The organism is Psychrobacter sp. JB193 (assembly GCF_002285555.1).
Classification (GTDB): domain Bacteria; phylum Pseudomonadota; class Gammaproteobacteria; order Pseudomonadales; family Moraxellaceae; genus Psychrobacter; species Psychrobacter alimentarius.
Genome location: NZ_NRGY01000002.1, coordinates 1,053,290 through 1,073,835, shown reverse-complemented (window position 1 = coordinate 1,073,835; position 20,546 = coordinate 1,053,290). Strand labels below are relative to the sequence as shown.

Annotated in this window: 17 protein-coding genes; 9 read left to right on the top strand and 8 right to left on the bottom strand. The window is 41.8% G+C overall.

The window, feature by feature from the left end; genetic code table 11:
- Nucleotides 1–184 precede the first annotated feature (184 nt).
- From CIK80_RS12610 to dusA, 3 genes are all read left to right on the top strand, one after another.
- Nucleotides 185–1,819 carry a phospholipase D family protein gene (locus CIK80_RS12610; protein ID WP_095570255.1) on the top strand — a complete coding sequence of 545 codons (1,635 nt, stop codon included), beginning with the start codon at nt 185–187 and terminating at the stop codon, nt 1,817–1,819.
- A 249-nt stretch (nt 1,820–2,068) separates the two neighbouring features.
- The gene (locus tag CIK80_RS12605; protein ID WP_095570254.1) at nt 2,069–3,370 is read left to right on the top strand and encodes an MFS transporter; all 1,302 of its coding nucleotides are present in this window, start codon (nt 2,069–2,071) and stop codon (nt 3,368–3,370) included.
- 159 nt (nt 3,371–3,529) lie between these two features.
- The gene (gene dusA / locus CIK80_RS12600) at nt 3,530–4,501 is read left to right on the top strand and encodes a tRNA dihydrouridine(20/20a) synthase DusA (RefSeq protein ID WP_095570253.1); all 972 of its coding nucleotides are present in this window, start codon (nt 3,530–3,532) and stop codon (nt 4,499–4,501) included.
- A gap of 53 nt (nt 4,502–4,554) precedes the next feature.
- Here the strand turns inward: dusA and CIK80_RS12595 are convergent, their stop codons facing one another.
- The 4 genes from CIK80_RS12595 to CIK80_RS12580 all read right to left on the bottom strand — a co-directional run bounded on the left by CIK80_RS12595 (nt 4,555) and on the right by CIK80_RS12580 (nt 10,687).
- A complete protein-coding gene (locus CIK80_RS12595; RefSeq protein ID WP_257011771.1) occupies nt 4,555–5,340 on the bottom strand; it encodes a CPBP family intramembrane glutamic endopeptidase in 786 nt (261 codons plus the stop codon).
- A gap of 73 nt (nt 5,341–5,413) precedes the next feature.
- A complete protein-coding gene (locus CIK80_RS12590; RefSeq protein WP_095570252.1) occupies nt 5,414–6,304 on the bottom strand; it encodes an alpha/beta hydrolase in 891 nt (296 codons plus the stop codon).
- A 187-nt stretch (nt 6,305–6,491) separates the two neighbouring features.
- Complete coding sequence (gene sppA / locus CIK80_RS12585; protein ID WP_218830337.1) at nt 6,492–7,484, bottom strand: signal peptide peptidase SppA; 993 nt, start codon at nt 7,482–7,484, stop codon at nt 6,492–6,494.
- 287 nt (nt 7,485–7,771) lie between these two features.
- On the bottom strand, nt 7,772–10,687 hold the full coding sequence (locus CIK80_RS12580) for a ComEC/Rec2 family competence protein (protein ID WP_257011770.1): 2,916 nt from the start codon (nt 10,685–10,687) through the stop codon (nt 7,772–7,774).
- Between the two features lie 286 nt (nt 10,688–10,973).
- Between CIK80_RS12580 and CIK80_RS12575 the strand changes: the two genes are divergently transcribed.
- Nucleotides 10,974–11,549 carry a DUF2062 domain-containing protein gene (locus CIK80_RS12575; protein ID WP_228139850.1) on the top strand — a complete coding sequence of 192 codons (576 nt, stop codon included), beginning with the start codon at nt 10,974–10,976 and terminating at the stop codon, nt 11,547–11,549.
- Between the two features lie 132 nt (nt 11,550–11,681).
- On the opposite strand, the gene CIK80_RS12570 is transcribed toward CIK80_RS12575, so the two are convergent.
- The 3 genes from CIK80_RS12570 to CIK80_RS12560 form a co-directional block, all read right to left on the bottom strand.
- Nucleotides 11,682–11,990: a hypothetical protein gene (locus tag CIK80_RS12570; protein WP_095570249.1), complete on the bottom strand. Its 309-nt coding sequence runs from the start codon at nt 11,988–11,990 to the stop codon at nt 11,682–11,684.
- A gap of 102 nt (nt 11,991–12,092) precedes the next feature.
- Entirely contained in the window at nt 12,093–12,773 is a 681-nt protein-coding gene (gene lolD / locus CIK80_RS12565) for a lipoprotein-releasing ABC transporter ATP-binding protein LolD (RefSeq protein WP_062844981.1), read from the bottom strand.
- Between the two features lie 137 nt (nt 12,774–12,910).
- Nucleotides 12,911–14,146: a lipoprotein-releasing ABC transporter permease subunit gene (locus CIK80_RS12560; protein ID WP_062844982.1), complete on the bottom strand. Its 1,236-nt coding sequence runs from the start codon at nt 14,144–14,146 to the stop codon at nt 12,911–12,913.
- Between the two features lie 452 nt (nt 14,147–14,598).
- Between CIK80_RS12560 and CIK80_RS12550 the strand changes: the two genes are divergently transcribed.
- Nucleotides 14,599–15,573 (top strand): hypothetical protein, encoded by a 975-nt coding sequence (locus CIK80_RS12550; RefSeq protein ID WP_095570247.1) that lies wholly within the window; start codon nt 14,599–14,601, stop codon nt 15,571–15,573.
- Between the two features lie 102 nt (nt 15,574–15,675).
- Here the strand turns inward: CIK80_RS12550 and CIK80_RS12545 are convergent, their stop codons facing one another.
- Nucleotides 15,676–16,065 carry an SCP2 sterol-binding domain-containing protein gene (locus CIK80_RS12545; protein WP_062844984.1) on the bottom strand — a complete coding sequence of 130 codons (390 nt, stop codon included), beginning with the start codon at nt 16,063–16,065 and terminating at the stop codon, nt 15,676–15,678.
- An 841-nt stretch (nt 16,066–16,906) separates the two neighbouring features.
- On the opposite strand from CIK80_RS12545, the gene ccoN reads away from it, so the two are divergent.
- Genes ccoN through ccoP form a run of 4 tightly spaced genes read left to right on the top strand, consistent with a single transcriptional unit; the run spans nt 16,907 to nt 20,381 of the window.
- Nucleotides 16,907–18,391: a cytochrome-c oxidase, cbb3-type subunit I gene (ccoN, locus tag CIK80_RS12540; protein WP_062844985.1), complete on the top strand. Its 1,485-nt coding sequence runs from the start codon at nt 16,907–16,909 to the stop codon at nt 18,389–18,391.
- A 9-nt stretch (nt 18,392–18,400) separates the two neighbouring features.
- On the top strand, nt 18,401–19,039 hold the full coding sequence (gene ccoO / locus CIK80_RS12535; RefSeq protein ID WP_062844986.1) for a cytochrome-c oxidase, cbb3-type subunit II: 639 nt from the start codon (nt 18,401–18,403) through the stop codon (nt 19,037–19,039).
- Nucleotides 19,039–19,221 carry a CcoQ/FixQ family Cbb3-type cytochrome c oxidase assembly chaperone gene (locus CIK80_RS12530; protein ID WP_062844987.1) on the top strand — a complete coding sequence of 61 codons (183 nt, stop codon included), beginning with the start codon at nt 19,039–19,041 and terminating at the stop codon, nt 19,219–19,221. Before ccoO ends, CIK80_RS12530 begins: the two co-directional genes overlap by 1 nt.
- Nucleotides 19,218–20,381 carry a cytochrome-c oxidase, cbb3-type subunit III gene (gene ccoP, locus CIK80_RS12525; RefSeq protein ID WP_095570246.1) on the top strand — a complete coding sequence of 388 codons (1,164 nt, stop codon included), beginning with the start codon at nt 19,218–19,220 and terminating at the stop codon, nt 20,379–20,381. The genes CIK80_RS12530 and ccoP overlap by 4 nt, the downstream gene beginning before the upstream one ends.
- Nucleotides 20,382–20,546 lie beyond the last annotated feature (165 nt).

Genomic DNA, 20,546 nt, shown 5'->3' with positions numbered 1-20,546 from the left:
CGTATTTATAATAGGCAGAGATAACGACAGCTGGTAAGCTTAGCAGCGATTTGAATTTTGCCTTGGGTGATATTATCATACGCCTCATATTCAGTGCTATCATCTATAAAAACAGATAGCAAATGCAAGCCCATTTCCTTAAAAAATGCTTCACTATATAAAGGTTCACTAAGGTAATTCATTTATGTCCATGTTTAGTATAGAACCTAACAACCTAGCTCTGAGTCTCACACTTGGACTTAGCTTAAGCCTTAGTGGATGCCAAGTTTTGCCAAAGCAACCGCATTTGCCCGAAAGCGTTGCACTATCAGCACGTGTTGACGCTTTATATCAGCAGGAAGGCAACCAAGTTAGTGCACAAGATACCGCTGACAATACCAATTTGGTTGCGGCTATTAGTGAGCAGAACAATATCCATCCTGAGCTGTCAGGCTACCATCCCATCGTAACAGGTGCGAACGCTTTTGCATCTCGCAGTATCTTAACTGAAATGGCCACACGTAATATCGATGCACAGTATTATATTTGGCATAACGATCAATCGGGTCAGTTATTGTTAAAAGATCTGTGGAGAGCTGCCGAGCGTGGGGTAATTGTACGCTTGCTATTGGATGATTTTAATAACAATGCTGAATTTGATCAGCACCTTTTGCGTTTTGCCAGCCATCCCAATATTGCAGTACGTATAATCAACCCTTTGGTGCATCGTAAACTTCAGACATTGAATTATGTCACGGGTTTACCACGTATCAATCGCCGTATGCATAACAAAAGTATGACCTTTGATAAGCAAATTACTATCATTGGGGGACGCAATATCGGCAATGAATATCTGAGTAATGATCAAAACAGTCAGTTTGCAGACTTAGATGTATTGCTGATTGGTAAGGTAGTTGGCGATATTGACAACAGCTTTGCCAGTTATTGGTCTTCACCGCTGTCGTTCGATATCGAAACATTAGTCACGCCTGATAATGATGTCCCATCTGGTTTCTTAGAAGCACTAGACAAGCTTGGGCCAGAAGACAAGGATGATAATCGTAGTGATGTGACTGTCTATAAGACGGCCATCGAAGAATCTACCATCGATGAAGACTTGCTTAATAAGCGTGTGCCCTTTCGTTGGACAGACATGCAGTTTTTGAGTGATGATGTAGGCAAACTATCAAAAACCGTCTCATCTGAGACCAATTTGGTGCATCAATTGCGCACTTTGCTTGGTAGCCCTACCAAACAATTAACCATTATTTCTTCCTACTTTGTTCCAACCAAAGATGGGGTCAATACATTGGTAAAACTGGCTGAGTCTGGGATTGATATTAAAATTTTGACCAATTCATTTGATGCCACTGATGTGACTGCGGTTCATTCTGGCTATATACAATGGCGCCCTGTTCTTTTGAAGGCAGGCGTTAGAATCTATGAGCTAAAATCAACCGCTTCTGAAGAAAAACGCGAAAACAAATTGTGGAAAGCGCGTAGCCAGTCCTCAACCAGCTTACATGCAAAAACGTTTGCGGTTGACGACTACCAAGTTTTCATTGGTTCTTACAATGTTGATCCGCGCTCTGCCAATATCAATACCGAAATGGGCGTAATCATCAATGACGACCAACTGGCAAAACAATTGCATGGTGCGCTAAGTGATGATTTGTTGAACCAGGCTTATGAGGTTAAGTTACTCGATAACGGCAAACTGCAATGGCATACGATGGAAGATGACAAAAAAGTGGTTTACGATTCAGAACCACGCGTCGATGTGAGTGACCATGTTTGGCTGACCATTATGTCATGGTTGCCTATTGATTGGCTGCTATAGCTGTCATACTAAAAAGTAAAAGTAATCGGAAAACCTACTTCTTAGTAATGAAATAGCTCATGGAATTGGGCATTTTTGACTCATACACGTGTAATCAGATTACTTACTTTTCAATTATTTTTTGCTCAACACTTCATCTTTTCGACAAATCATTATTTTTTATACTGATTTGCCGTTTTTTATTATGGTCAGTTATTTTGACAGTAACTGGCTTGATGAGCACTTTTATATGTGGATACGCGACTTACTATGCCTTCTCGTTCTCAATATGCCCTTATGTCTGCTAAAGACAAAAACATTGTCCTATTAGTATGTTTTAGTAGCGCAGTCGCGTTTTTCGATTTTTTGATTTATTTGTATATCGCTGATGTTGTAGCGGCAAACTTTTTCCCTGTCAGTGTCAACCCTACTATTACAAAAATTCAAGGGCTTGGACTCTTTGCCATTGGTTATTTGGCGCGACCTATTGGCGGTCTTATTTTTGGGCGTTATGGTGACATCAAGGGTCGAAAGCCCGTACTACTGATCAGTATGTTAGTAACGGTAATCAGCCTGGCTGCAATGGCAATGCTGCCAACTTACGCCCAATGGGGATTAGTGGCACCAGCCTTATTCATTATATTACGACTGATACAAGGTATTGCTTTTGGGCTTTATGTCCCTCTTGCTTGGGTTTTTGTGGCAGAACATGTACCTCGCCAGTACTCATCAGTAGCCTGTAGCTATGTCACCGCCAGTTTTTATGTGGGGGTTTTATTTTCCAATGCCTTTTTTCTTTGGCTAACCAATAGTATGACACCTGACCAATTGGCCGATTACGGTTGGCGTTTGCCTTTCCTAACTGGCGCTATTTTAAGTCTTTTACCTCTGCTGGCATGGCGCTGGATAGATGAATCGCCATTCTTTGTCGAAATGAAAAAATCAAAGCCTGATAACTATATTGCTAAACCATTCCGTCTTCTTTTTAAACATTGCAAACACTCCATATTTATTGGGATGATTCTTACGATTATTCTTTCTAGCATTACCACCGTTATCGTACTCTTACTACCTGATTTGATTGAATTACGCTTTGCTTTAGACAGTGATTTGTTTGGCTTCTCACACAGTCTGGGAATTGTCTTTATGGTTCTTGGTTGTATCTTTTATGGTCTGATATCGAACCAACAAAACTTTGGTAAAGTCTTGGCCATTGGTTCTACTTTATTGATCATTCAGATGCTTTTATTCTTTTATCATTTGCAAGCAAGTGGTGACTACATTCTCATTATGTATTCTCTCTTAGGTTTTTCTGCTGGTATTGTCGGTATGGTTCCAGCAATTCTTGTGCGTTTGTTTCCAACCAACGTACGACTAACTGGAATGGCTTTTTGTTATAATATGGCTTACGGTATTGTCGGTGTACTGGTTCCGTTCGGACTTGGCTACGCAACGTTATATGTGAGCTTCTCACCAGCACTTTATATTGCGTTCGTCGGTTTTATTGGCATTATTATGGGTATTTATTTTTATAACTTACCTGAATTCAAAAAAATCGATGAAGTTATCTGATAAATAGCTGAGTTACATACTCTTAGCTCGTGAACGTACAGTATTTTATATATCGATTTAGTATAAGGGGTTGTTTATTACATACCTCTAGTGCATTTATTTGCGATAAAAACGTAAACGGTAAGACTCAAACATTTCATTATTAAAGGCTATACAACCATGGTTGATATGACCAACAAGCGACTCTCCATTGCCCCAATGATTGATTGGACAACGACCGACTATCGGTACTTTGCACGACTTTTTAATCCGCATACGTACCTGTATACCGAGATGATCAGTACAGGTGCATTGATACATGGCAATCGGGCGCGGCACCTACGTTTTGATGCGCTTGAGCATCCTTTGGTGCTGCAACTTGGCGGAGCAGATACGACTGAGATGACTCAGTGCGCAGTGTTTGCTCAGCAATATGGTTATGATGAAGTCAACATCAACGTTGGTTGCCCCTCTGACCGTGTACAGCACAACAAAATTGGGGCGTGTCTTATGGCGGAGCCTCATACCGTCGCAGACTTAGTCAAACACATGCAGGCCGCTGTTGATATTCCTGTGACCGTGAAGCATCGCATTGGTATTGATGATTTTGATAGTTATGAGTTTATGGCAGATTTTGTCCAAAAAGTCGCTGATGCTGGCTGTACACGTTTTATCGTGCATGCGAGAACCGCTTGGTTACAAGGTCTTAGCCCAAAACAAAATCGCGAGATACCGCCACTGCGTTACGATGACGTCTATCGCCTTAAACAAGATTTTGCTGAATTGGATATCGAAATCAACGGTGGTGTCGAAACAATCAGCGATATTGACATGCATTTACAGCATCTAGACGGCGTTATGATTGGACGCGCTTTTTATCATAACCCTTACTTACTAGCAGAAGCCAATAGCTTGTGGGGACATGCTGTTCCTAAACGCTCACAGATTTTAGAGCAGCTCTACCCCTATTTAGAACAACAGATTGCCAAAGGTGAGGCTCTACCAACGATGACTCGGCACTATCTGGGACTGTTTCAAGGGTTAACAGGTGCTCGTAAATGGCGACAATCCCTAAGTGGTAAGCCGCAACTAACGCTTGATGAGGTTAAACGAGCAGCTGATGAGGTTTTACTGTTGAATCCTGACGCCTAATTAAAAGAATGGCTCAATAGTTACGTTTCTAGTGATTGCAATACCTATATTGTTCATGCTGTTTGAGCAATATACTGTACCATTGCCACGCCGTTGTTGATCATGTGCATTAACATAGGCAACAGCAATGAGCCTGATTTGACACGAGCATAGCAAAAGAGAAGTGCTAGCACCACGATGGTACTGATTTCGTAGATACCATACTGCAAGTGAATCATCGCAAATATCAAGCTGGTCACTAAACTTGCCACAATTGCTCCATGATATCTCAATTGAGATGTCACGAATTGCTCTGAGATAGCAGACCATAGTATGCCGCGAAATACCAATTCCTCATATAATGGCGCAACAATCACCATGGCAAAGACCAATAACCAGACCGAGCTGACTGATTGGTATAAAGGGTCGACAAATACCAATGGTGTTTCATCCAAAAAATACGTCAATACTTGACTACCAATCATAAAGAGTATCAACCACCCAAGCATCTTCATGCCTGTCGAAAAAGCAAATGGCTTCAATGCCAAATACTGGCGGCTGTTACCGCCCCGCAAGCGAATAATCAAGACGCTAATCGCTATTAATAATACACAGCCAATGATGATTGAATAACTGATCACTGTGCCATCATTACCACCAAAAAAGAATATATCAGCGACGGTTGTATTTTTAGTAGAAGGCAATACCAACTTGCCTGCAACGTACACCCCTAGTAATTGACTGATAAAGAAAGCAAGCACCATGCCTATGGTCAACAGGCAAGCTCCTAAACGAGAAAATAAAGGAGACTGCTTAGATAGATGTGTAGGATTGTCTGAATCAATAGCATTTTTTGGCATAAAGTCTTTACTCAAAAGGACAGTCTATCAGTCCAAATCTATAATGAAGTGAATAGTAGTCGGTAATTAATCTTTACTCTGCCAGCTGTTTCTGAATCAACGCTAGTACCTGCAATGCTACTGATTTTGGATACTCAAGCGGGAACATGTGACCACCCGCATGGGTTTCATAAGGAATGCCCAATCGTGACTTGACTTGCTGTGGAAAGCGACGTTTTAAAAAAAGACTGTCCTCACCAATGATTAAGGTAACTGGCGGTTTGGGAGCACGATTTGGTGCAAGCCAATACCAAGAGGGATTGGTGCGAAATACAGCTACTTCACTGGCTTTCGGGATGGCCAAGGTCACTTTGCCATCGGCGCGCTCATGCAAACCATGATCGATGTATCCTTGAAAACTACGCTCATCAAAATCTTTAAAAAATCCTTTGTGGCGCATTTTTTCATAAGCGTCTTGCCGACTATCCCACACATCGCGGCGATGCTTGGACACGCCTGCTGGCGACAGTTTATCCATCAAACGGTTATTCATGAGTGGCAATCTATCAGCCGTCTTTGCCAAATGCCATAGCAAACTGACTTTGCCATAAATCCAAGGCGGATCCATAAGTACCGCTTGGCTAAAGCGCTCAGGTGCCCTATATAATGCTTGTAAAGTACACATAGCACCAAGTGAGTGACCCACCCCAACGACTTGCATAACGCCATGCTTCTCACAGGTATTTTTCACACTATCGATAATCTGCTGCGTCAGACTACGCCAATGGTCATCGACTGGATAATCAGGGGTAGCACCCAACATCGCAATATACTCAATCGTAAAAAACTCAGTCAGTGCTTCAAAAAATGGTGCATAGACAGCACTTGGCATGCCATTGGCATGAGCAAAATGGATAACTGGCTTGTTCGTTATTTTAGATACAGGTAACACCTCAAAGGCATTCACATCAATTTCATCACTCATAATAGGCACTCATTAGATCATTATGAATAGGTTAAACATTTTTATCATGACTGACCTCTGTCATTCTTTGCCCAGAATTTGACAAGGTTATCAATTTTTGTGTTTGTTTTTACCTACAATTAAGGCTGAGCATAGTTCTACGCTCAGCCTTAACAATCATACACAGTAAATCTGAAATATTAAATGCTTAACGCATCTTCGCATTACCTTCTTCTTGCGGCAAAAAACCATCAAGACTGACGCTAGAGCCGATACCAGCACCTAATTGTACGGCAAAACGATCCATAAACATTTGGAACGGATCGGTTGGACTGTAATTAATGATAGTATCAAGATCCAATTGTTTACTAAGACTTGTGATACTACCTGTTTTGTCTGCCAAACCTAGCTTTATAGACTGCTCACCTGTCCAGAACAACCCTGAAAACAGTTTGTTCTGCTCAGGGTTTTTCAAGCGATCGCCGCGGCCTTCTTTAACGGCATTGATGAAATGCTTGTGCGTATTGGCAAGCACACCTTCGACATGTTTTTCTTCGTAGTCAGTCAATGGACGCGACAAGCTCAAGATGTCTTTGTACTCACCCGCTGTGATAGTACGATCTTCTACGCCAACCTTATCCATTAAACCTTTGACATTGTAGCTTGGCATAATGACACCGATAGAACCAACCAAGCTCGATGGATTGACATAGATCTCATCTGCGGCAGAGGCAATATAATAAGCACCTGACGCACCAATATCACCGATAACGGCATAAAGCTTTTTGTCTGGGTACTCTTTACGCAGATCCATCATCGTCTGCCAAATTTCATCAGACTGTACTGGTGAACCGCCTGGTGAGTTAATGTCTAACGCCACCGCTTTAGAGTTACTGTTTTCAAAAGCGTCTCTCAATGCCTCATTGACATCGTAAGCGTTGGCCACGTCATCATTACTGATCACACCTTGAAGCTCAACCACCGCTAAATGCGGCTGACTCGTATCGACCCCATCTATACCTGTAGTCGGTGTGCTACAACTACGACCCAGCATCAAAAATATCAGCAATAGATAACCAAAGGTCAATAGTTTAAAAAAGATACTCCAGCGACGAGCACGGCGTTGCTCAACCACGCTAGCCAATAAGGTGTTTTCCAGCACTCGCCACTCTTGACCACTCGGCGGGCTTTGTTGCTGCATTGATACGGGCTGGTTTGCCGAATTATCAGGACGTTTGTTAGGGTCTGGTGGCCAGTTGGGCATATAACTTCCTAAGTCAGAAACAATCTAAAACAATAAAAAAGATAAAAAAGATAAAAAAGATAACGTAGAAAAAATCTAGAATGAGAGTGAATTCTCACACTCTATACTTTTAACTTGTCACGGTCATCTGTATTAACAAGCTGCTAAGTATGGTGGTATTTCATTTATGGTTCAATAGTATAACTGTGAAATATCACGATATTGTAACGCCTGTCTTATAAGTACTATTTTTGAGGTGACACGTTGCCAATCTCACCTAGCGATAATGCCGCCTCTAGCCCTTTATCATCATAAGTCATAATTTCATCTATTTTTTGATGTCTCAGTACCTCGGTCGTTATTTGTGATTCGCTATGTCCAAGCCAAGTGGTATGGGATGAGGTTTGATTGTTAGAAGCATCAGCGGAACACAGTAACGACCACATTTGCCAGACCCGCTGGTGAGTATCAGCATTTAAAATAAGACGCGATGATGGGTCATTCACTTGCTGAACAGTTGAGTGATCGTTCGATATGCGCGTTTGAATAGTAGAAAGCAAGGATTTGAGGGGATGAGAGGCATCATATTTTAATATTTGTATGGGCAAACTGGTATCAAGCGCTATCGTACAATCCCAAACACTGGTATCGCCTACCTTACTCCAACCTGTTAGTGCTTGAATAGTTAACGCTCCATTAGGTAGTTGCCATGTCTTACCTTGTTCGCAGGGTTGAGTACTCACACCTAACCTACCTTCAGAATGATTAATGGTCTGATACGCTTGCTGCAAACTGCCCCAGCGCTCAGAGCGACCGGCTTGCCAATATTGGCCGATAGGAATACGCGCAGCCAACTGTGCGACTGTCATGGGCAATATCTCAGATTGCCTGATACCAGACGTAGCAAACGTGTCATTATTATTGAGTGTGGTCGTTAATCCAGCATAGCCACTCTGCACTATGACCCCTTCTAGCGCATCGACAGATAGACTACCTAACTGCTGCTCCAATGCCGTAAACAGCTTATCAGCTGTTAACTTGCTTGGCATCGTTCGTATGGTAGCAGACCTATGATCTGCTAAAAATAGCCAATTTATATTTTTATTCTTACTTATACGCTCATTATTTTTATTAGGATACTGCAACAAGACAGCGCTCACATAACGGTCACCCGTTGGCAAAATATACAATGTCGGTATCGTTTTTGGTGACTGCTGATTGGCATATACTGTCATCATTAATAATGTCAAGGGCGGAAGCGCCAGCCAGCGACTGACAAACCCTCGTGGTAATAGCCAAGGCACCATACTTAATATCACCATGAGCATTATCGCTGTATTTATAGGTGTGTATAACCACGCTTTTGACAACGATGGTAGTGACGTTAGCCAGATAATAAGCTCATGCAAATGAGCCACGATGGTACTGACGATCGTCCAAATACTGTCTGCTATAGCAGGTGATAACAGATAACAAAGCCCTGCCAATAAATTGAGCGGTACAATCACCCATCCAAACAGTCCGATTGCAAATAAATTTATGATAAGCCCCCACAGCGACGCTTTACCAAATAAGAGCAAAGTGATGGGTAATAAAGTAATAAATAACCAAAACTGTAGTTTAAATAGACGTTTACTTGTTTCCCAAATACGCTTAGTAAAAGCATTCACTAAACCGACGTTATGGACTGTATCAGATTGTGCATCTCTGTTTGAGGTATCATCGTATTTGAGTAGTAGTGCCACAGCAATAAAAGATAACCAATAGCCTGCTTGCCATAATACATAAGGGTCATGCCATGCCATCAGCACGGCCAACGCAAATAAGACACGTATCGTACTGATAGGTAGCAATGTCAAACGTATCAACCCCAATGCCAATAGCATCCAAGCAGTACGCGCAGCTGGCACATCAAAACCTGTAAATAACGCATACACAAAAGCTGCACCCACCATCACTCCCCAGCGCAATTGCCAGCGCGGGACAGAGCGATACACCGTTGGGTATAGTCGATCAAAGATAAAGACCACTCCTGCTGACAACATAATTGCCAAAAACAAAATATGTGTGCCTGATATGGCCAGCAAATGCGAGATACCAGCCAGTTGATACAGATCTTTGGTATCTCGACTGATTAAACTACGATCACCAGTCAACAAACTCAAAGTAACCGCTCTCGCTTGCTGATCAATCGCCGTCAGTTCTAACCAATCCTCATAAAAATGCTGGCGTAATTGCCACCGTCCTTGGTCAATTCGAGTGCGAAAGTTGTGGATATAGGAATGATCAGAAAATACTGATGTTGAGTTAGCGTCAGGCACAGTCACGGTGCTAGTCGCCAATACATTCGCCACTCCATCAATATGTCGGGCTTTTAGCCAGCGATAACTATCGAAGCCAGAGGGATTATTGATGGTTTGCTCAGAAGTCGAAAGTGGTGCTAATGCCAAACTCATAAATAGCTGATCCCCTGGCTTTAAATGGTTCAACCTTCTTAATTGACTGTCATTAGAGGGTTTGCCAAGTGAGGACTTGGATGAGTTTTTCGGATACGCATTGAGCAATATGCGATAGGTAGCGCCTTCACTACCAAATTTGTGAGCAAAACTTTTAAGTGAATTATCACCGCTTAGGCTATTATTAACTGCATACTTGTCTGTTATTTTATTTAAATCTTGAGTGCTTAAATCAGAAACCAATGGTGAGATTTGACTAACGATGGCAACTTGTCGATAGCCGCTCTCCATAGAGTCATCATAAACACTATCACTTATCCCCTCAATCGTTACCAATGCTTGCACACGCATAGGTTCAATAACTTCTGTGGTTCTTGCCTGCTGATAGCTATTTATCGCTTGCAAGACACTGCCAACTATCAGCCCTGTTGCCAAAACAGCGACTAAAATGTAAGTAATAATACGGAAAAAGCGATGAGGTAGAATATTGGAAGGCGTCTGAGAAGATTCTAGATTACTTGCTGACGGTGTCGTAAATTGAAGAATAGCCACCAAAATGATGGATAACATCGTTAATAATAAAAATAAGCTAGAAGGACTAGTAAGACCTGACAAAAATGAATCGAGCGACATTGGTATACTGTCTGCGACTGCCAACACACCTATCATCGCCACAAGAATCAGACCAACAATTAACCAATACACCCGTGCTCCTTGCTTGATAATAAGGGTAAACGATGCAATCACATATAGAGATGTGTTATCAAAAAAAATGCGTCAATACGATATAGACTCAAACAGCCACAACTGCTACCTCATGTAATAGCATTTCTATTTATATTGCCCTATACTGATTATACATATTGCGATAATACCTATCTGGCACTATCATCCAATATGTTCTTGTCCTCACTTTTTACTAATGACATTACTTTATATCAGTCCATCGATAAGATTGATCGGACTGTCTTTAATGATTAAAGGCGATCCCGTGCCCCAAAAACGTCTAAAAGACTTGCTGCCTACACCGGAGAAAATCCTAGAAAGTCGCACTCTAAAATTATTCGCACCCCATTTGGCAGACCCAAGATTGTGGCAATTTAATCGCCATAGTTTGAATAAGGCCGTCTATATTGGTGTACTCAGTGCCTTTTTTCCATTGCCAGGACAGATGCTATTGGCACTGATTGGCTCATTGATTTTCCGTGCCAATGTACCTATGGCGCTAGGCTTGACTTGGATTACCAATCCGCTCACGACCCTACCCGTTTTTTATGCAAGTTACTATGTGGGGGCCAAGATTCTTGATGTGCCGATGATTAGTCTACGACTGATCGGGCGGATGATTGCTGATTTTAGCTTATGGATACTATCGAATGGTGACAATCCTTTTGTGACCTATCGTGGCACCGTCTCACTTGCGGCTTTTTGTATCGGGGTCATCGTTTTAGCGATTATCACAAGTCTTATTTGCGGATTGGCATTTAAAGCAATTTGGCGTTACAAAACTGTTATTAGCTGGCAAAAACGGCAGCAGGAACCAACGGATAAGTCACCCAAAGATTGATAGCATCTCATTAATATCAAATTAGTAGAAGCCCACACAACTAATGATAATTAAAGCCTATCTGTTGTGAGCGATACTGATATGTGATCAAGTATCACTCACTCTAAACAGTAAAGCGGCTGTTTGTTTCAATCACTCTTCGTCTTTGCTGTTTTCCATTGCCACTTGAATCTCATCAGCAAGATTTGCATTCATAACAAAAACGTCAATCACTTCGTCATTTTTGAGTAGTGTGTAGCGTTTGCCCGTTGCACTGTCTTGCGCTTTTAGATCAAAATCAGCACCAGCCAGAGTAATGGCATCAAAAACAGGCGTTAAAATCTCTACCTGTGCGTGTCTATCAAACGTATCAAATAGCGTTACATCCATATAAGGCTTTAATGGCTCGTTGCCTTCTTCAGCGCTGCCGAAAGCTTCAATTGGATCGTCGTTTGCGTTCATTGTATTCATCCTTATCTCGTTATCAGAAATGGCGAGTGACTAATCATTCTTTTATGATGTCTTTTTCTTGTCTTGCTGATTTCACATTGCTGCGTGGCAGGTTTAATATTGTTCCCAATGACCATTACGTAGCAAAAGCTGGCGATCTGCCAATGCCGCCAGATTACGGTCATGGGTCACCATGAGTAATGCCGTTTGCATGGTATTTTGCAATTCTGATAACAGCCCAAAAACACTCTGTGCATTATCATAATCTAAGTTACCTGTCGGCTCATCTGCCAAAATAAGCGAGGGCTTGGTCACAAGCGCACGGGCAATGGCAACACGCTGACGTTCGCCCCCCGACAGCTCACCTGGTCGATGTGCCAGTCGATGCTCAAGGCCAACACTCTCTAGGATATCAATTGCCTGTTGACGCGCTTCATTTATCGATACTTTTGGACGCATCAGTAAAGGCATAGCAACGTTTTCAACGGCTGTAAATTCCGCCAGAAGATGGTGAAACTGATAGATGAATCCTAAATACTTGTTACGCATGGCACCACGTTCAGTTTCATTCATACTATTTAGCAATTGCCCATGAAGCCAGACTTCGCCGCTGGTTGGTGTATCAAGACCACCAAGCAAGTGTAGTAAAGTACTTTTACCCGAACCACTGGTACCAACGATAGCAATGCGTTCGCCAGGGTGAACAGTCAAATCAAGACCAGTCAATACTTGCGTACTAACTGCCCCTTCATCGTATATCTTATTGATATCTTTTGCCTCTAAAATGGCAGACATGATGCTTCCTTTATTCTATTCATACTGAGGTTGATGCCTCATCAAGTTTAATTAGCCTCTAGAAACCCAAGACTCCCTTAAAACATGCTTATATTTTAAGGGACATTGTTCATATCTTGGGCTACTAATGTTTCTAATTATTCATAACGTAGGGTTTGTGCTGGCTGGATTCTAGCTGCTCGGCGTGCTGGATAGATGGTTGCTAAGAAGCTTAAGATGAACGAAGCGCCTGTGATCAATACAACATCTAACAAACGTAACTGCGATGGCAAATAGTTAACGAAATAAGCATCAAATAAATTCAGACCAAAAGTCTGATTAATGAAGCCTAAAATATCGCTAACAGTGAGCGCAAATATTACGCCCAATATCGTGCCGGCAATCGTACCAATAACACCAATAACAACCCCTTGCACCATAAAGACCTGCGTAATCAAACGAGGAGATGCGCCAAAAGTTTTTAAAATCGCAATATCTGCTTTTTTATCAGTGACAAGCATGACTAGACTTGACACGATATTGAAGGCTGCAACCAAAATAATTAAGAATAACAGCAGGCCTACCATGGCTTTTTCCATTTGAATGGCGCCAAATAGATTGCCGTGAGTTTGCGTCCAATTATTAGGATATAAGCGTTCAGGCGCGATCGCTGCTGCTTTTTCTGATGCCATTGGCGCATTGAAGATATCATTGAGCTTCATACGCACACCTTGTGCTCCATCAGGAAGGCGTAGTAGTTTTGCAGCATCGTTCATTGGAATGAATGCCATCAAACTATCAACTTCAGGACTGATCGTATAAATACCTGTTAAGGTAAACCGTTTGAAGCGCGGTATAACGCCTGCAGGCGAAGGCGAAGCTTCTGGCAGTACTAGTGTGACTTTATCGCCAAGACGTAGCCCTAATGACTGTACCATCTCTTCACCCAGCACAATGCTAAAATCGCCACTTTGTAGGGTATCGATACTGCCTTCAATCATATGATCATTGATGATTGAAACCTTTTTTTCATACTCAGGATCGACACCTGTGACCATGATTCCGGCAACCTGCCCATTTGAGGTCAGCATGCCTTGCAACTGAATAAAGGGAGCTACGGCTGCTACTTCTGGATCTTCTTTGATTTTATCAGCCAATTGCTGCCAATCACCGATGATTTCGGTTGAGACGACAGTTGCTTGCGGCACCATACCCAAGATACGGGTTTTGAGTTCACGATCAAAACCATTCATGACCGACAGCACCGTTATTAATACAGCCACTCCCAGCGTCAAACCAATCATCGAGATGAGTGATATAAAGGAGATAAAACGGTTACTGCGTTCTGCTCGGGTGTATCGTAAGCCGATAAATAACGCTAAAGGACGAAACATATTCAAACTCTTTATCTTATCTACGTGCGACTTTATATATGTTATAAAATGAGCCATATCAAATGCACCATGCGCTTGCATTTGCCATACTCACATACAAATCGAACACAAAAACAGGGTTTAAGGCAGCTCAAAGACAGCTGTCAAAAGGGAGCTAGTTTGACACAATTTGTCGGATATGTGCCACTCATTAGCGAAAATTGAGTATATTTTCTGATAAAAATTTGGGTTTTGTTACTATTTTTAATGAAGGACTTGCTATTACTTGCGTCAATACCTATATATTGTATGCTAAGGACAATTGTCATTAACCATTTATTGCTGTTTGTTGACTCTATGCTGATGATCACATTGCTGACTATCATAAACCAATATCGTTAAGTATTGTATGGTACATACGCAACAGCAGTTTTGGGTTCAAACTTCACGCTGACTTAATTTTGAGTATTTTCATGACTATTAATTACCAATATAAAAATATCCAAACCCCTACCAAAATCACCTTAACCGATGAGCAATCTGCAGGTCACGCTGATCATTGGCGTATCTTAACCGATGACATGAGTCATGACGTGCCAGAATGGCTACAAAAGATGATTGAAAAAGCGGCAATGCCTAAAGGTCTTAATAGCAATGTGAGCGCTCAAGACAGCTGCTTATTGCTATCTGAAAACCAACCTTGCCATATCAACCAGGTACTGGCCATGAAAAATGGTAAGCCTGAATGCTTTATCAATGCCTACCCTTGTGTCGACAGCCCTTATGGGCTGAACTGTAAAATTGAGCGCGTCATTGCCAATGACAGCTCGCACGATGCCGTTTTACGTTTACGTACGGCTGATGGCAGTATCATTTATGCCTTTGACCAGCTTTATACAACCAATCGCCATCTCTATCAGCGTGATACGTCTTATTTTGTGAACTTGAGTGCTTGGGCACACGAAATCAAACCAAGCGAACAAAATGAGGTGATTATGGTAGAAGATCAAGAATCGATCCGTTATCACCGTGCGTTTAATGACATCGTGGCGGCCAACGATGGTCAAATTCCGGACGATCTGCAAGCACAGATCAGCGAATGGAAACCTGAGACCGAAGCACAAATGGCACCAGTAGAAATCAACTTGGGTCATATGTGCGCTTATCTATTTGGCGACACTCTAGGACAAGAAGACGAAGCATGGTGTCAAGGTCAAGTACTGGGCAAGCAAAACACGGTATTTAATGACAAATCCATCATTTTATTTGACGTGGTAGTATTGCGTGAACAAGATGCAGATCCATTTGTGATGCGGATTGGCGCACTGAATACACCAGAGACCGCGGCTATTGAAGTCAATGACTATGTACAAGCAAACGTCTGGTTACAAGCGGCTATCTATAAAGAAAATCAACAAAATGCTACCCAGCAATCAAAAGCCAGTTGATTGAGTAAGAAAAATATTTGAGTATATGCTGAGTCAATAAAAAAGCCCCTAATATCTATTAGGGGCTTTCTTGTTATGATTTTTAGACAAGTCTAAAAATCACTAAGCCATTGTCGTCGCTGACTTAATACGACTATATAACTCTTTTTGCTCCGCGCTTGGACGCGCTGTCTGTACTGCCATCAACTGTGACATATCGCCTTCGACACGAATCTTGCCACTCATGAATGCACCCATGATTTGATTGGTATCAAAATCAGTGATAATAGATTGTAGAATATCGCGATCAAGCAATAAGGTCGTTGTTGCTGAATCATTCAAACCGCGATGTAACAACCCATTCGTAAAGTTGGCTTCAATATCTTGCTCAGCGTCAGATACCTTCAAATTGACGATCATATTGGCAAGTGCTGGTGGCAAGTTAAGCTCACCTGCTTCATTCCCCATTTGCTCTACTTGCTCAAACCATTCATTTGTCAAAAATACGGCCATGTTATTTTCCTTAATTGGTATTATGTAGGACTGAGTCGTTTCGCTCTCGTCCAATTAAATATTGAATTATAAAATAGAGCAGATAGTATCGACATAGACAGGCGCTAGCATCGCTCTTTTTCTGCCTCATTATAAGGGGCGACTTAATGATAAGTAAAACCTATTTACATCGCTTAGACTGCAATTGTTACAAAAATATTGCTCGTATTTTTGCGTTCACTGAAGCACTCTGGCTATTTTTATACCCAAACATATCCCTAGAATAGTGATATGTTTGGGTATAAAATGAAGAGACAACCCAGTGGTAACAAGTTGATCGCTAATATTTTTACTAAAGAGTTTGTATTTTGGCGCATAGTCCTAATGATATTTCATTAAGATTGCGTTACAATACCCTTAAACAGAGTCGGGAGTTTTAACTAAATATTACATAAACCTGTTTTTTTGTCAGCCGCCGCTAGCACAAGTCTATTGCCATGTGTTTTCTATGAATATTAGTATCTGTCTTTATTGGTGCAAATTTTTTGATAATAATGAAGATAAATACTTAACCTCATCAGAGGTTTGATGTTAAAAAACGGCGCATCTTCTTATTTAACCTATTAACAATCCTACTATCGACTAGCTATGAGCACTGAGTGTTTCAGTTTTCTCTTCTGATTTATTAGTACTGGCTAATATAAGAGAACGCTTAAAGCGATAGTTAATAGCGTTACGGTAATAAGTGAATCAAAAAGCAGTATATCCCGCAATCATTATTTGCTTATAAATTTTTATAATGCAGATGATGCGGTGCATTAGTTAATTCTGTTGATAATTCGGGCTGTAAAGGAATCATCCAATGAGTTTACAAAACACAGCAGTCGCCCCAGTGGACCGTGAGTACGAAATTACTGTCATAAGATTTTTTACGACAATGGCCGTGATTTGGGGCATCGTCGGCATGAGTATTGGGGTGTTCATTGCTTCGCAGTTAGTATGGCCAGCACTTAACTTTGATATTCCATGGCTGACCTTTAGTCGTCTAAGACCGCTACATACTAATGCGGTCATTTTTGCGTTCGGTGGTTCTGCCCTGTTCGCAACGTCTTACTATATTGTTCAGCGTACTTGTAAGACAAGATTATTTGCTCCTTATCTGGCTTGGTTTACCTTTTGGGGCTGGCAAGCGGTTATTGTATCAGCCGTTATTACGCTTCCTTTAGGTCTGACTTCGTCTAAAGAATATGCAGAGCTTGAGTGGCCAATCGATATTTTAATTGCCTTGGTATGGATATCTTATGCCATTGTCTTTTTCGGGACCCTCATCAAACGTAAAACCTCACACATTTATGTGGCTAACTGGTTTTTTGCCGCTTTTATTATTACGATTGCACTGCTGCATATCGTGAACAGCATGGCAATTCCTGTTAGTGCGTTTAAGTCTTATTCGTTATTTAGTGGTGCGACCGATGCAATGGTACAGTGGTGGTACGGACATAATGCGGTCGGCTTTTATTTAACGGCTGCCTTCCTTGGGATGATGTATTATTTTGTCCCGGTGCAGATTGGTCGTCCTATTTACTCTTATCGTTTGTCTATTGTTCACTTTTGGGCATTGATTGCTTCGTACATGTGGGCAGGTGGTCACCATTTACATTATTCAGCCTTGCCAGATTGGACACAATCTCTAGCAATGGTGTTCTCTATTATCCTATTCGCACCTTCTTGGGGCGGTATGATTAATGGTGTATTAACCCTCTCAGGTAGCTGGGATAAGCTGCGTACCGATCCCATCATTCGCTTTATGATCGTGGCATTATCGTTTTACGCAATGTCGACGTTTGAAGGCCCAATGATGTCAATTAAAACGGTCAATGCGTTATCACATAACACGGATTGGACGATTGGTCATGTTCACTCAGGTGCGCTTGGCTGGGTTGGTATGATTACTATTGGTTCATTATACGTCTTGTTACCACGTATTTATAATAAACCAAAGATGTACTCTATTAGCTTAATTACCACGCATTTTTGGTTGGCAACTGCAGGTACTATCTTCTATATCGTATCTATGTGGATTTCAGGTATTGGTCAAGGCATGATGTGGCTTGCAACGAATCCTGATGGTACTTTGGTATACAGTTTCGTTGATACCGTTGAGTTCTCACATTTTCCATATATGGGTCGTGCTTTTGGTGGCTTCTTATATGTATCGGGTATGTTCGTTATGGCATATAACTGCTATAAAACGCTCAAGATGCCAGAAGGTAAACCTGTGGACATTGCAGATCCAACTGATCATGAACCTAGTGTCGATGAAACCTCGACAGCTGCTAACGTATAAGGAGCGATCATGGCTGGTACACCGCATGAAATTATTGAAAAAAATACAGGCTTGTTGGTCATCGGTATCGTTATTGCTATTAGCTTTGCAACGCTAGTTGAAATCGTGCCGTTGATCTATGACTATAAAGGTCCTGAAGAAGGTGGTGTGAACGCTCCCCTTCCCTCTATGGAGCCTTGGACTGCATTAGAATTTGAAGGCCGTGATATCTATATTCGTGAAGGCTGTCACGTTTGCCATACACAGATGGTTCGTCCACTGCGTGCTGAAGTTGAACGTTATGGACCCTACTCGCGTGCTGCTGAATCAACATGGGACCACCCGTTCTTATGGGGTTCAAAACGTACTGGACCTGATCTAGCACGTGTTGGTGGCCGCTACTCCGAAGATTGGCAGAAACAGCATTTGATTGATCCTCGTTCGCTAGTACCTGAATCAGTCATGCCAGGCTTTCCATGGCTTGCTACTAACGAAGTAAATGGTGCGAACGTTCAAACTAAAATGCGTCTATTCCGCGATCGCTTTGGTGTGCCTTATACTGAAGAAGATATCGAAGGGGCTCCTGATGCTGTTCTTGGCGCCACTGAGCTTGATGCTTTGGTTGCCTATCTACAGCAGCTAGGTACTGCGATGGAAGGACAGCGCTAATGGGTATTGGTGAATTACAAACAATTGCGACCGTTTCTGCCTTTATTGCTTTCGTAGGTATTGCATGGTGGGCGTATTCGCCAAAAAACAAAAAACGTTTCGAAGAAGATGCACAACTTGCGCTTGATGACAAAGATGTAAAAGCTTTGTCTGAAGAGCAGCGCAATAAGGATGAACGATGACATTTTTTTGGAGTTCTTGGATTACCTTACTAAGTTTCGCGTGTTGGGCATTTATCCTCGGCATCTTACTAATGGTATTGAAATACAAGCCAAAGCTAGAAGACGACGGTACAACAGGTCATGCTTATGATGGCATTAAAGAATATGACAAACCCTTACCCAAATGGTGGTTAGTAATATTTTTTGGGTCTATCGCTTGGGGAGTTGTATATTGGGTATTTTTCCCAGCAATGGTTCCAGGAAAATGGGAAGGACTTGCCACCGTAGAAGTTGATGGCGAAACTGTGCCATGGACCTCTAAGAACGAGCTATATAGTGACCTTGAAAGTAACAATAAAGTATTTACTGATAACTTTGAAAAGAACATTTTAGCGCAAGCGGATGCCAGCGGTGCGACGTCTACTTTGACCGAACTTGCTCAGCTACAGTCAGCAAGAAGTCATAGTGAAAATCCACCTGCCGACCTACAGACTAAGATTGATGGAAAAGTAGCAGAACTTGCTCCTTACGTTGAGAAGTTGTCTGAAAATCCAAATGCTTTAAAAGTGGGTAGTCGTTTGTTCTTACAGAACTGCTCAGTATGCCATGGCTCAAATGCTAAAGGCGCAGTTGGCTATCCTAATTTGACGGATAACGACTGGTTGTATGGTGGCGCACCTGAAAATATCTTGACGACACTACATAATGGTCGCGTCGGTGGTATGGCAGCGTGGCGTGATCAAATCGGTGAAGATGGCGTACGTGCGGCAGCTGAATATGTTTTATCTATCTCTGGTAATCAGCAAGATTATGAGCTAGATCAAACAATGGTTGCTCAAGGTAAGGCAATATTTAATCAGCCTACCAATTGTGTACTTTGTCACGGTAATGATGCCAAAGGTATGATTTCAACTGGCGCGCCAAACTTAACGGACAAAATCTGGTTATATGGTGGCGACCGTGAGACTATTCGTGAGACCTTACGTTATGGTCGTGCGGGTGTCATGCCTGAGTGGCAAACCAAGTTAGGTAATGAGCGTATTATGCTTCTTGCAGCCTATGTCTATTCTTTATCAGATAAGACCGCTCAACCAGCTGTTGCTAGTACTTCTGCTACTCAATCAGCCGTTGCTAATACTGCCGCTCAACCTGCAGGAACTGAAACAGCAACTGCTAATTGATATTTCTGACTTAGCTTTTTAATTAAAATGGACAAGCTTTAGTAAAGGGAGAACTGTCATAACAGTTCTCCCTTTTTATCTTTTTATACTAGAAGATTTATTCTCTATAAATTGAAGTCGTAAAATGACTGTTCAATAGACAGTTATTCTTACATATTGATTGCT

Excerpts from the sequence above, each read along its gene's own strand:
- CIK80_RS12610 (WP_095570255.1), top strand. The coding sequence starts at position 185 with ATGTCCATGTTTAGTATAGAACCTAACAACCTAGCTCTGAGTCTCACA.
- CIK80_RS12605 (WP_095570254.1), top strand. The coding sequence starts at position 2,069 with ATGCCTTCTCGTTCTCAATATGCCCTTATGTCTGCTAAAGACAAAAAC.
- dusA (WP_095570253.1), top strand. The coding sequence starts at position 3,530 with ATGGTTGATATGACCAACAAGCGACTCTCCATTGCCCCAATGATTGAT.
- CIK80_RS12595 (WP_257011771.1), bottom strand. The coding sequence starts at position 5,340 with ATGCCAAAAAATGCTATTGATTCAGACAATCCTACACATCTATCTAAG.
- CIK80_RS12590 (WP_095570252.1), bottom strand. The coding sequence starts at position 6,304 with ATGAGTGATGAAATTGATGTGAATGCCTTTGAGGTGTTACCTGTATCT.
- sppA (WP_218830337.1), bottom strand. The coding sequence starts at position 7,484 with ATGCAGCAACAAAGCCCGCCGAGTGGTCAAGAGTGGCGAGTGCTGGAA.
- CIK80_RS12570 (WP_095570249.1), bottom strand. The coding sequence starts at position 11,990 with ATGAACGCAAACGACGATCCAATTGAAGCTTTCGGCAGCGCTGAAGAA.
- lolD (WP_062844981.1), bottom strand. The coding sequence starts at position 12,773 with ATGTCTGCCATTTTAGAGGCAAAAGATATCAATAAGATATACGATGAA.
- CIK80_RS12560 (WP_062844982.1), bottom strand. The coding sequence starts at position 14,146 with ATGTTTCGTCCTTTAGCGTTATTTATCGGCTTACGATACACCCGAGCA.
- CIK80_RS12550 (WP_095570247.1), top strand. The coding sequence starts at position 14,599 with ATGACTATTAATTACCAATATAAAAATATCCAAACCCCTACCAAAATC.
- CIK80_RS12545 (WP_062844984.1), bottom strand. The coding sequence starts at position 16,065 with ATGGCCGTATTTTTGACAAATGAATGGTTTGAGCAAGTAGAGCAAATG.
- ccoN (WP_062844985.1), top strand. The coding sequence starts at position 16,907 with ATGAGTTTACAAAACACAGCAGTCGCCCCAGTGGACCGTGAGTACGAA.
- ccoO (WP_062844986.1), top strand. The coding sequence starts at position 18,401 with ATGGCTGGTACACCGCATGAAATTATTGAAAAAAATACAGGCTTGTTG.
- CIK80_RS12530 (WP_062844987.1), top strand. The coding sequence starts at position 19,039 with ATGGGTATTGGTGAATTACAAACAATTGCGACCGTTTCTGCCTTTATT.
- ccoP (WP_095570246.1), top strand. The coding sequence starts at position 19,218 with ATGACATTTTTTTGGAGTTCTTGGATTACCTTACTAAGTTTCGCGTGT.